The sequence below is a fragment of the Nocardioides glacieisoli genome, assembly GCF_004137245.1.
In the GTDB taxonomy this organism is placed as follows: domain Bacteria; phylum Actinomycetota; class Actinomycetes; order Propionibacteriales; family Nocardioidaceae; genus Nocardioides; species Nocardioides glacieisoli.
The window spans coordinates 93574-106242 of sequence record NZ_SDWS01000009.1 but is presented as its reverse complement, the minus strand read 5'-3'; the positions used below and the strand labels follow the sequence as shown (position 1 = coordinate 106242).

The 12669-nt window shown below is 70.0% G+C and carries 6 protein-coding genes; all 6 read left to right on the top strand.

Annotation, left to right across the window (positions count from 1 at the left end; genetic code table 11):
• Positions 1-6 precede the first annotated feature (6 nt).
• The 6 genes from EUA06_RS18155 (at position 7) to EUA06_RS18130 (ending at position 12615) form a co-directional block, all read left to right on the top strand.
• A complete protein-coding gene (locus tag EUA06_RS18155) occupies positions 7-2469 on the top strand; it encodes an FtsK/SpoIIIE family DNA translocase (protein ID WP_129478402.1) in 2463 nt (820 codons plus the stop codon).
• Positions 2469-4085, top strand: a complete 1617-nt coding sequence (locus EUA06_RS18150) for a helix-turn-helix domain-containing protein (protein ID WP_129478400.1) — start codon at positions 2469-2471, stop codon at positions 4083-4085. The genes EUA06_RS18155 and EUA06_RS18150 overlap by 1 nt, the downstream gene beginning before the upstream one ends.
• A gap of 108 nt (positions 4086-4193) precedes the next feature.
• Entirely contained in the window at positions 4194-5633 is a 1440-nt protein-coding gene (rimO, locus tag EUA06_RS18145; RefSeq protein ID WP_207208432.1) for a 30S ribosomal protein S12 methylthiotransferase RimO, read from the top strand.
• Positions 5630-6247, top strand: coding sequence for a CDP-diacylglycerol--glycerol-3-phosphate 3-phosphatidyltransferase (gene pgsA / locus EUA06_RS18140; protein WP_129478397.1), 618 nt, complete (start codon positions 5630-5632; stop codon positions 6245-6247). The genes rimO and pgsA overlap by 4 nt, the downstream gene beginning before the upstream one ends.
• A 189-nt stretch (positions 6248-6436) precedes the next feature.
• Positions 6437-9805 carry an ExeM/NucH family extracellular endonuclease gene (locus EUA06_RS18135; RefSeq protein ID WP_129478395.1) on the top strand — a complete coding sequence of 1123 codons (3369 nt, stop codon included), beginning with the start codon at positions 6437-6439 and terminating at the stop codon, positions 9803-9805.
• A gap of 242 nt (positions 9806-10047) precedes the next feature.
• Positions 10048-12615, top strand: a complete 2568-nt coding sequence (locus EUA06_RS18130) for a 5'-nucleotidase C-terminal domain-containing protein (RefSeq protein WP_207208422.1) — start codon at positions 10048-10050, stop codon at positions 12613-12615.
• Positions 12616-12669 lie beyond the last annotated feature (54 nt).

The following is a 12669-nucleotide window of genomic DNA, read 5'->3' as shown; positions in this document are numbered from 1 at the left end:
CGTGCCGTGCGCAACGGGCCTGGGCCGGTCTCGCGGGCCTTCGGCGCGATCGGACGCGGGATCGCGGCCGTCTGGCTGGGCATCGCCCACGCCCTCGGCGCCGTCGCCCGCTCTATCGGGCAGTCGGCCCGCGACCTCGACCCCGAGCACCGTCGTGACGGTGCCGGGCTCTTCCTCTTCGGCCTCGCGACGATCGCCGCCGCGGCCGTGTGGTGGCAGCTGCCGGGTGGCGTGATGGACTTCGCGCGCTCGGTCACCTCCGGCGCCGTCGGCAAGGTCGGCTGGTTCGTCCCGCTCTTCCTCGTCTACGCGGGCTGGCGCACGCTCCGCGACCCGGAGCGCAACGGCCCCGCGGGTCGCCAGGTGATCGGCTGGACCGCGTTCGGCCTCGGGCTGCTCGGCATCGTGCACATCGCCAACGGCAACCCGCAGCCCGTCCTGGGCGACGCCACCAACCTGCAGGAGGCCGGGGGAGCGGTCGGCTACGTCACCTCGAGCCTGCTCCTGGACCTGATGCAGACGCCGTACGTCGTGGTGCCCCTGCTCGGCCTGCTCGCGATCTTCGGGATCCTGATCATCACCGCGACGCCCGTCTACCAGATCCCGGTCAAGCTCGCGGCGCTGCGCGACAAGGCGCTCGGCCGCACCGCGCCCGACGTCGAGCCGGCCGAGGACGAGGCCACGAAGCCCGTCCGCACCCGCCGCCGCTCGATGCTCGAGGACGACATCGACCCCGAGATGGGTGACCCCGCCTACGACAGCCCGGTCTTGAGCGACCGCGAGCTGAAGAGGCGCCGCCGCAAGAAGGACGTCGCCTCCGACGACCAGGTCGAGGACTACGGCATCGACCTGTTCGCCGACCCGACCGCCGACGCCCCGACCGAGGTCACCCCGGCCGTCCCCGCCGCCCGCAGCGGCGCTGAGGCCGACACCGGCACCCTCGAGCCGCCGCCGCACACGCCGCTCCCGGCCCGTGTGGAGCAGCTCGCGCTGTCCGGCGACATCACCTACTCACTGCCCGACAACTCCGCTCTCAAGCCCGGCTCGCCCCACAAGGCCCGCTCCAAGGCCAGCGACGCGGTCGTCGAGCGGCTGATGCAGGTGATGGAGGAGTTCGGCATCGACGCCGCCGTCACCGGCTACACGCGCGGCCCGACCGTCACCCGCTACGAGGTCGAGCTCGGCCCCGCGGTGAAGGTGGAGAAGGTCACCGCGCTGTCGAAGAACATCGCCTACGCCGTCGCCTCCGCCGACGTGCGGATCCTCAGCCCGATCCCGGGCAAGTCCGCGATCGGCATCGAGATCCCCAACCTCGACAAGGAGATCGTCTCCCTCGGCGACGTGCTCCGCTCCAACACCGCCCGCTCCGACCACCACCCGATGGTCGCGGGGCTCGGCAAGGACGTCGAGGGCGGCTTCGTCGTCGCCAACATGGCGAAGATGCCGCACCTGCTGGTGGCCGGCGCGACCGGCTCCGGAAAGTCGTCGTTCATCAACTCGCTGATCACCTCGATCCTCATGCGCTCGACGCCCGACGAGGTCCGGATGATCATGATCGACCCCAAGCGGGTCGAGCTCAACGCCTACGAGGGCGTGCCGCACCTGATCACCCCGATCATCACCAACCCCAAGAAGGCCGCCGAGGCGCTGGCGTGGGTCGTGCGCGAGATGGACATGCGCTACGACGACCTGGCCAACTTCGGCTACCGCCACATCGACGACTTCAACAAGGCCGTGCGGGCGGGCAAGGTCGAGGTCCCGGCGGGCAGCGAGCGCACGCTCACGCCGTACCCCTACCTCCTGGTCATCGTCGACGAGCTCGCCGACCTGATGATGGTGTCGCCGCGCGACGTGGAGGACTCGGTCGTCCGCATCACCCAGCTGGCCCGCGCGGCCGGCATCCACCTGGTGCTCGCGACGCAGCGCCCCTCGGTCGACGTCGTCACCGGCCTGATCAAGGCCAACGTGCCGTCGCGGCTCGCCTTCGCCACCAGCTCGCTGGGCGACAGCCGGGTCATCCTCGACCAGCCGGGCGCGGAGAAGCTCGTCGGCCAGGGTGACGGGCTCTTCCTGCCGATGGGTGCCAGCAAGCCGGTGCGCGTGCAGGGTGCATGGGTCACCGAGGCCGAGATCCACCAGGTGGTCAAGCACTGCAAGGACCAGCTGGAGCCGACCTACATCGAGGAGGTCACCGCGCCCGCGGCGGCCAAGCGCGACATCGACGACGACATCGGCGACGACATGGAGCTCGTGGTCCAGGCCGTCGAGCTCGTCGTCTCCACCCAGTTCGGCTCGACGTCGATGCTGCAGCGCAAGCTGCGCGTCGGCTTTGCCAAGGCCGGACGCCTGATGGACATCATGGAGAGCCGCGGGGTCGTCGGGCCCAGCGAGGGCTCGAAGGCCCGTGACGTCCTGGTCAAGCCCGACGAGCTCGATTCCGTGATCGCGACGTTGGAGGGGGGAGCCTGATGGGCGCCATGCTGAACGAGGACGAGACCGATCTGTCGACGGAGGGGACGCACGAGGGCGAGCTCAGCGCCGCACCCGACGGCATCGAGGTACGCCGCCACGCCGGCGTCGCCGCTGCTGTGGGCCTGACCGCCTCGGCGGTCGCCATCGCCTACCTCGGTCGTGCGGCCCAGGGCGGGTCCGCCCTCGACTGGGCCTTCGTGGTCGTCATGGGGCTGCTCGGCGCCTACTGGCTCGCCAGCCTCGTCGACGCGCGTACGCCCCTGCTGGTCGCTGACGCGCAGGGCATCCGGATCCGGCTCGGTCGCACCTGGCGCGGCCTGCCGTGGACCGCGGTCCACCACGTCGAGCACACCCCGCGCCGCGGGCTGCTGCGCGACGGACGGCTGGTCGTGGTGCCGCACAACCTCGAGCTGATCGAGTCCGAGATCACCGGCGCCGGCAAGCGCCACACGACCATCTCGCGCATGCTGCACGGTGCTCCGCTCGCGGTGCCGCTGGGGCTCTCCACCCGCCTCGTGGGTGCGGGTGACGACCTCACGGTGGCGTTGGGACGGGTGGCGCGCGACGCCAGCCAGGTGGTGCTGGTCGAGCCGCTCGTCACCGAGGATGCCGTCGAGGTCCCTGAGGACGTCGTGGTTCCCGAGGACACGGTCGTCGCCAGCCCGACCCCGGCAGCGCTGCGCGAGACGGGGGCGGCCCGACGCTCGGAGGTCCGTCGCGACTTCGAGCCCGCCGAATCCGCTTCCGAGCCCGAGGGCCGCGAGCACCACCGTCCCGGTCGGGTCAGCCTGGTGGAGGAGACCCAGTCGTGGGGCGACCGCGTCCGGGCGATCGCCCGGGCCGGCGACCCGGTCGAGCCGCTCGTGCTCGACGACTTCGAGGTCGAGCCTGCCGAGGACCCGGTCATCGGTCCGGAGCTGGCCGCGGCCCGCACCCGCATCGGGCTCACCGTCGACCAGCTCGCCGAGCGCACCCGAATCCGCCCCCACGTCATCGAGGCCGTCGAGGTCGACGACTTCGAGCCGTGCGGCGGCGACTTCTACGCCCGCGGGCACCTGCGCACCCTCGCCCGCGTGCTGGGCCTCGACGTGGCGCCGCTGCTGGCGTCGTACGACGAGCGCTACGCGCACGCCCCGATCAACCCGCGCCGCGTCTTCGAGGCCGAGCTGGCCACCGGTGCGCACGGTTCGATCCGCGGCACCCGCGGCGGTCCGAACTGGTCGGTGCTCGTCGCGGTCGTGATGGCGCTCGTGCTCTGCTGGTCGATCGCCCGCCTGGTCATGGACACCCCGCCCGAGCTCCGCGGCTCGACCCCGGTGCTCAACGGCTCCGGTGGTCCGCAGGGCGCGGGCAACGCCCCGCCCGCCAAGCCGGTCGACGTCGTCGTGACGGCCGCCTCGACCGGCGGCGCCCGCGTCGTCGTGCGCGACGCGTCCGGCACGGAGGTCTTCAAGGGCGACCTCGCCGTCGGCCAGTCCCGCGAGCTGAAGGCGTCCCCGCCGGTGCGCGTGATGTCGACCGACGGTGCCGTCACCGTCGCCCTCGGCGACGGCGCTGCCCGTGCGGTCGGGGAGCCCGGGGTCGCGGGCCAGGGCACCTTCGTCGAGGACTGACCCAGCGGTGAGGTGCCTCACCGCCCCGGCATTGCTGGTCCGCACCCGCGAACCCGGCATACTCACGGTGCGATGACGACGACTGACACCGAGCTTCCCCCCACCCCGCTGAACGTTGCGGTGGTGACGCTCGGCTGCGCCCGCAACGAGGTGGACTCCGAGGAGCTGGCCGGACGCCTCGAGGCGGGCGGCTTCGTGCTCGTCGACGACGCGGAGGACGCCGACACCGTCGTGGTCAACACCTGCGGCTTCGTCGAGGCGGCCAAGAAGGACTCCGTCGACACCCTGCTCGAGGCCGCGGACCTCAAGGTCGAGCACGGCGGTCGCGCCCAGGCCGTCGTGGCGGTGGGCTGCCTCGCGGAGAGGTATGGCAAGGACCTCGCGGAGTCGCTGCCCGAGGCCGACGCGGTGCTGGGCTTCGACGACTACCCCGACATCGCTGCGAAGCTGCGCGCGATCGTCGGTGGCGAGGTGCACCACCCGCACACGCCGTCCGACCGTCGCCGCCTGCTGCCGATCTCCCCGGTCGACCGCGACGCCTCGACCATCTCGATCCCGGGTCACGAGGTCGCCGCCGACACGAGCGAGATCGGGGCCGGCGCACCTGCGACGGGACCCCGTTCCGTACGTCGTCGCCTCGACTCCGGGCCGATGGCTCCGCTCAAGCTGGCGAGCGGCTGCGACCGACGCTGCACGTTCTGCGCGATCCCGGCCTTCCGCGGCTCCTTCGTCAGCCGTCGCCCGAGCGACGTGCTGCAGGAGGGCCAGTGGCTGGCCACGCAGGGGGTCAAGGAGCTCTTCCTCGTCAGCGAGAACTCCACGTCCTACGGCAAGGACCTCGGCGACCTGAGGTTGCTCGAGACCCTGCTCCCCGAGCTGTCGGGCATTGACGGCATCGAGCGGGTGCGGGTGTCCTACCTCCAGCCCGCCGAGACCCGCCCCGGCCTGATCGAGGCGATCGCCGACACCCCGGGCGTCGTGCCCTACTTCGACCTGTCCTTCCAGCACGCCAGCGCCACCGTGCTGCGCCGGATGCGTCGCTTCGGCGACCCCGAGAGCTTCCTCGACCTGCTCGCGCGCATCCGGTCGCAGGCCCCGCTGGCCGGCGTACGGTCCAACGTCATCGTCGGGTTCCCCGGCGAGACCGACGAGGACCTCCAGACTCTGTGCGACTTCCTCGTGGCGGCGCGGATGGACGTGACCGGCGTCTTCGGCTACTCCGACGAGGACGGCACCGAGGCGGCCGGCTTCGCCGACGACCTCAAGCTGGACGACGACGAGATCCGCGCCCGCACCGAGCACGTCACCGGCCTGGTCGAGGAGCTCAACGCCCAGCGGGCCGAGGAGCGCATCGGTGAGCAGGTCGTCGTGCTCGTCGAGAGCATCGACGAGGCCGTCGAGGGCCGCGCGGCGCACCAGGGTCCCGAGGTGGACGGTACGACGACCCTGCTCGGCGCGGACGACGCGGAGGTCGGCGACCTGGTGACCGCGACCGTCACCGGGACCGACGGCGTCGACCTCGTCGCACGTGCGGAGGGAGCAGCATGACGACCGACCAGCAGGTCTCGAACTGGAACATCGCCAACGTGCTCACCGTCCTGCGCATCGCGATGGTGCCGTTGTTCGGCTGGGCGCTCCTGCACGACGGCGGCAACGACCCGCTGTGGCGCTGGGTGGCCTTCGCGCTGTTCGCCGTCGCGATGATCACCGACAAGATCGACGGCGACCTCGCGCGCAAGCACAATCTGATCACCGACTTCGGCAAGATCGCCGACCCCATCGCCGACAAGGCGATCACCGGCATGGCCTTCATCGGGCTCTCGATCGTCGGGGACGTCTGGTGGTGGGTCACGATCGTGGTGCTGCTGCGCGAGTGGGGCGTCACGCTGTTGCGCCTCTCGGTGCTGAAGCAGGTCGTGATCCCGGCCGCGCAGAGCGGGAAGATCAAGACCGTGCTGCAGGCCTTCGCCCTGGCCGGTCTGACCTGGCCGCTGCCGCACGGTGACGCCCACGGCGGCGCCTTCGACTTCTGGCCCGGTCCGCTGGGCGAGGTGCTGTTCTACGTCAGCCAGGTGGCGCTCGCCGGTGCCGTCGTGATGACGATGTGGTCCGGGTGGGAATTCGTCCGCGAGGTCAGGAAGCAGCGCACACCGGGCTCCTGAGGCGTTTCGGCCGTTACGGCCACACCTCACCAAATCGGTCGTGAACTTTCGTCAACCCTCGCACGAATTGATGCAGGTCCGAGACCCCAACTGTCGGACCTCTGGGTGAAGATGCGTGGGTCACATTCACCTGACCCTCCCGGAGTTCGCATGCGCTCACCAGCGCCCCTCTCGTGGCGTCGTCGAGGGGTGGTCGGCACCCTCGCCGCCACCCTCGTCGTCTCGCCGCTGGCCATCAGCCTGGCCTCGCCCGCACAGGCCGCAAGCACCACGCTCGTCATCAGCGAGGTCTACATCAACGGCGGCTCGGCCGGCGCCGTGCACACGAACAAGTACGTCGAGCTGCGCAACCTGACCGGGGCGGCGATCGACTTCACCGCCACGCCGATGTCGGTCCAGTACCGCGCCCCCGGTTCGACCGGAAACTCGACCACGACGGTTCCGCTGACCGGCTCCATCGGCGCCAACGGCTACTTCACGCTCCAGGGTGGGAGCAACGGAGCGAATGGCACGGCCGTGCCCGGGGTCGACCAGACCTCGAGCATCAACCCCGGGGGTGCTGGCGGGACCGTCACGCTCGTGAGCGGGGCGTCTGCCGTCGACCCGTCGAGCAGCGACCTGGTCGTCGACAAGCTCGGCTACGGCACCAGCAACACTCCCGAGACCGCTGCGGCGTCCGGCAACACCGTCGCTCTGAGCATCCAGCGCATCGCGGCCGACAACGACAACAACTCCACCGAGTTCACGGCCCAGGCGCCCACGCCGGACGCGGAGAACGTCGTTGCTGCCGCCGGCCTGGACGCCGTCTCGCCGGGCAACAAGTCCGGCGTGGTCGACGCGCCCATCACCGGCTTCACCCTGAGTGCGACGGGAGGCACCGCCCCCTACACGTGGACGGCCACCGGCCTGCCCCCGGGCGTCGTGGTCGCCACGGACGGCGCCGTGTCCGGTACGCCGACCACCCCCGGCACCTACTCCGTCACCGCGACTGCCACGGACTCCGCCGCCCCGACCCCGGCGACGGACTCCGTCACGTTCACGTTCACCGTCACGGAGCCTGCTGCCCCGATCGCGATCGCCGAGATCCAGGGCAGCGGTGCCGCCACGCCGATCAACGGCCAGACGGTCACGACCCGCGGTGTCGTCACCGCGGCCTACCCGACTGGTGGCCTCAACGGCTTCTACATCCAGACGCCCGGCGCCGACACCACCCCGGACGCCTCTGACGCGGTCTTCGTCTACGGCGGGACCTCCGGATTCGCCGTGTACCCGTCGGTCGGCGACTCGGTCGAGGTGACCGGCACCGCCGGCGAGTTCGCAGGTGCCACTCAGGTCACCGCGACTGGAGTCACCACGGTGACGCCGTCCCTGGGCGAGGTCGTCCTCAAGACCCAGGTGCCCGGCACCGACTGCGCACTCCCGGGCACGGCGTGCCTGACGGGCGCGGCCCTGGACACCGCGCGCGAGGTCGTGGAGGGCGAGCTGTTCAAGCCCACCGCTCCGTGGACCGTCACGGACTCCTACGACGGCAGCCCCGACCTGCGGTCCAACGGGCAGAACGACGGCGCGTTCATCGGAGAGCTCGCGGTCGTTGCCAACAGCGACGACCCGCTGGTCGCTCCGACGGAGATCATCGACGCGCAGGACACCCCCGCGATCGACGCCCGCAAGGCCTACAACGCCGCCCACCGCCTGATCCTCGACGACGCGTCGTCGTGGAGCTACTTCATCCCGGGCAACCCGCCCAACTACGACCGCGCGGGCGAGCCGCTCCCGTGGTTCACTGCGGACCACACCGTGCGCGTCGGTGCCGGGATGACCTTCGTCAAGCCGGTCGTGTTCACGCAGCGCAACACGTCGTGGCGGATCCAGCCGCAGGCGCAGGTGGTCGGCAAGCCCACCGGCATGCTGGAGTTCGAGCAGACCCGTCCCGCGGCTCCCGAGCCGGTCGGTGGCGACCTCAAGCTCGCGACGTTCAATGTGCTGAACTTCTTCCCGACCACCGGTGAGGAGTTCGTCGCCTCCGGGCTCGGCACGTGCACCTACTACGTCGACCGCGCGGGCAACAGGATCTCCAACAACTCGTGCAACCCCAACGGTCCCCGTGGCGCTGCCAACGACGCCAATCTGGTGCGCCAGCGCGACAAGATCGTGAGTGCCATCAACACCGCGAACGCCGACATCGTCTCCCTCGAGGAGCTCGAGAACTCGGTGAAGTTCAACAAGCCGCGCGACTTCGCGATCGACGCACTGGTGACGGCCCTCAACGCCGACGCCGGTGCCGGCACCTGGGCCGCGGTCCCGTCCGCACCCGTGCTGCCGCCGACGTCAGAGCAGGACGTGATCCGCAACGGGTTCATCTACAAGCCGGCCAAGGTGTCGCTGGTCGGTGACTCGGTGGTGCTGAGCGACCAATCGTCGGCCGGGGAGGCGTTCGAGGACGCCCGCGAGCCGGTGGCGCAGGCCTTCAAGAGGGCCGGGACCGCTGACTCCGAGGCGTTCGCGGTGATCGTCAACCACTTCAAGTCGAAGGGATCCGGCACCGCCGACCCTGACGGCCAGGGCAACGCCAACGATCGCCGCGAGCTGCAGGCGGCCGGTCTGGTGACGTTTGCCGATGAGTTCAAGACCCAGCGCAACCTGAGCAAGGTCTTCCTCGCCGGCGACTTCAACGCCTACTCCGAGGAGGACCCGATCCAGATCCTCAACGATGCCGGGTACACCAACCTGGAGTCGACCAGTGACCCGGAGGAGGAGAGCTATTCCTTCGACGGCATGGTCGGATCGCTCGACCACGTGCTGGCCAACGACGCGGCGCTCGCGACAGTGCAGGGCGTCGACATCTGGGACATCAACTCCTACGAGTCGGTCTACTACGAGTACGCGCGCTTCAACTCCAACGTCACGAACCTCTACGCCCCGAACCCCTACCGGTCCTCCGACCACAATCCGGAGATCGTCGGGATCAAGGCGCCTGCGGCCCCCGCACCGGTCGTCGTCGACACGACGGTCACCGGTACGGCCGCTCCGGTCGACTACGGCCAGGCCGCTTCCGTGGCGGTGAAGGTCGCCCCGGCGACTGCCACCGGCACCGTGACGCTCTCCCTCGCGGGGACCGTCATCGGCTCGACCACCCTCACCTCGGGCGCGGGCACGATCGCCGTACCTGCGAAGGCGCTGCCGCCCGGCACCTACACCCTGGCGCTGTCCTACTCCGGCGACGCCGGCCACAAGGCGTCGACGGGCACGGTGACCCACGTCGTGACCAAGGCGACCCCGACGCTCACGGCGAAGGCCAAGCCGAAGGTCGTCAAGCCCGGCAAGGGTCGCGTCAAGATCGTCGTGCGCGTGGAGGCCGACGGCTACGAGCCGACCGGCAAGGTCCGGGTCCGCGTCGCGGGCAAGGTCTACCGGGCGCGCGTCGTCGACGGCAAGGCGGTCGTCAAGCTCAAGAAGATCGGCAAGCCCGGCCGTTACAAGGCCAAGGTCCGCTACCTCGGTGACGCCAACACCGAGGAGGCTCGTACGACTGCGAAGTTCCGCGTGAAGCGGCGCTGACCCAGCCTCGCTGACCCCTGGTGCCCGTGCGGCCCGGTGACCCTCATCCGAGGGTGGCCGGACCGCACGGCACCGGGGGATGCTCCACCGCCCCCCGGCCGAAAACCCGGGTTAGGGTGATTCGTCTCACGGTTCCCGACAGCATTTCCGACGAAAGGCCACACTCAGTGTCAGCATCCACCACCAGGCGCCGCTGGATTGCGGGGGCGGCCGCGTCTGCGGTTGCCGCGGCCCCTCTTGCCGTGCTCGGCAGCACCGCACCGGTCCAGGCGGCCGATCCGGTCGACATCCAGATCCTGGGCACCAACGACTTCCATGGCCGGATCCTCAACGAGGACGGCACCAACGGAACGAGCAACGGGCCCACGCCCGGCGCGGCGATCCTGTCGGGTGCGGTCAAGCAGCTGCGCACCGAGGAGCCCAACACGGTCTTCGCCGCTGCCGGTGACCTGATCGGCGCCTCGACGTTCGAGTCGTTCATCCTGAACGACGAGCCGACGATCGACGCACTCAACGCCGCCGGGCTCGAGGTCTCCGCCGTGGGCAACCACGAGTTCGACCAGGGCTGGGACGACCTCGTCAACCGGGTGATCCCGCGTGCCGAGTGGGAGTACATCGGCGCCAACGTGAGCAAGCCGTCCGCTCCGGCCTCCGAGCTGCTCGAGCCCAGCTTCGTCAAGGAGATGGAGGGCGTGCAGGTCGGCTTCGTCGGCGCGGTCACCGAGCAGCTCGACGAGCTGGTCTCGCCCGACGGCATCCAGGGTGTCGAGATCGAGGACATCGTCGCGGCCACCAACAGCGAGGCCAACGCACTGAAGGCAGCGGGCGTGGACGTCATCGTCCTGCTCGTCCACGAGGGTGCGCCCGGCACCAACTGCGTGACGATGGACGACGACCCCACCTCGGACTTCGGTTCGATCATCGCCGGCGTCAACGACAACGTCGACGCGATCGTGTCGGGCCACACGCACCTGGCCTACAACTGCTCCTTCCCGGTGGCCGGTTGGTCCGGCCGCCCGGTCACGGAGCGCCCCGTGGTCTCGGCGGGTCAGTACGGTCAGAACCTCAACCAGCTGAAGTTCACCGTGGACCCCGCCACCGGTCAGGTCCTGACCAAGACCCAGGCACTCCTTCCCATGAAGGGTTTGACCCCGTTCCCTCCGAACTACCCGGCTGACGACACGGTGACCCCGATCGTCAACCAGGCGATCGCCGACGCTGGTCCGCTCGGAGCGGTCGAGCTGGGCAAGATCGAGGCTCCCTTCTACCGTGCCAAGCTCGCCAACGGCACGACGGAGAACCGTGGTCACGAGTCCACGCTCAGCAACCTGGTTGCCGAGGTGCAGCGGTGGGCCACGCCCGCCACCGTCGGTGGAGCGCAGATCGCGTTCATGAACCCCGGCGGGCTGCGCGACGACATGATCGGCAACGCCGGCGCGTTCCCGCGCACGCTGACCTACCGTCAGGCCGCCAACGTCCAGTCGTTCGCCAACACGCTGGTCAACATGGACATGACCGGTGCGCAGATCAAGGCTGCTCTCGAGCAGCAGTGGCAGCCGGGCGGCGCCAGCCGTCCGTTCCTGCGCCTGGGCGCGTCGGAGGGCTTCACCCACACCTTCGACCCGTCGAAGGCACAGGGATCCCGCATCACCGGCATGTGGCTCGACGGCGAGCCGATCGGCCTCACCACGTCGTACTCGGTGACTGCCAACTCCTTCCTCGCCGGCGGTGGCGACAACTTCGCCGCCTTCTCGGGTGGGACGAACAAGCAGGACACCGGCAAGGTGGACCTGGCTGCGATGGTCGAGTACATGGAGGAGTTCGCGAACTCCTCGCAGGGCGACCCGCCGCTGACCGTCGACTACTCGCAGCGTGCGGTGGGTGTCGAGTTCCCCGCGGGTGCTCCGGCGTCCTACGGCACGGGTGACGACGTCTCCTTCAACCTGTCGTCGCTGTCGATGTCGGGTCCGGGCGACCTGACGGACTCCGAGGTCGAGGTGTCGCTGGGTGAGAAGGTGCTGGGAACCGCACCCGTCGTCACCACTGTCGCCGCAGCGCTCCCGGGCTTCGACGCCACGGGAACGTCGAGCGTCACCGTGGAGATCCCGGCGTGTGCCCCGACCGACACGCTGACCGTCACGGGCCTCACCACGGGTACGGAGGTGCTGGTGCCTCTCGACATCACCGCCCCCGACTGCATCGTCACCACGGTGACGGGCACGAACATCACCATCCCGGAGGGCCAGGCTGGCACCGTGCCGGTCACGGTCTCGCCGAGCACCGCCACCGGTGACGTCATCCTCGGCCTCGGCCAGATGACGGTGGAGACCACGCTGGTCAATGGTGCGGGTTCCATCCCGATCGCCGCCGGCGCCCTGCCGGTCGGTGTGCACGAGCTGGACCTCACCTACACCGGTGATGACCTGCACCGCTCGGCGACCGGCAAGGTCACGGTCACGGTGACGGCCAAGCCGACCCCGACCCCGACCCCGACCCCGACCCCGACTCCCACTCCGGAGCCGGTCAAGGCGACGTCCACGCTCAAGGTGCTCGACGCCACGGGCACGGTCGGCGAGAAGGTCCGGTTCAAGGTCAAGGTGAAGGCCGGCGACGAGACCGCCACCGGCTTCATCAAGGTCCGGGTCAAGTCGACCGGCAAGGTGTACCGGTTCAAGGTCAAGAACGGGAAGGCAGTCGTCAAGCTGCCCGCGTTCAAGAAGGCCGGCAAGAAGAAGCTCGTCGTGCGTTACCTCGGTGACGACGACGTGAAGCGTGCCAAGAAGATCGTGAAGCTCAAGATCACTCGCTGATCCGAGCCCACCGACCAACGGCCCCCGTCCTGCTCTGCAGGGCGGGGGCCGCTG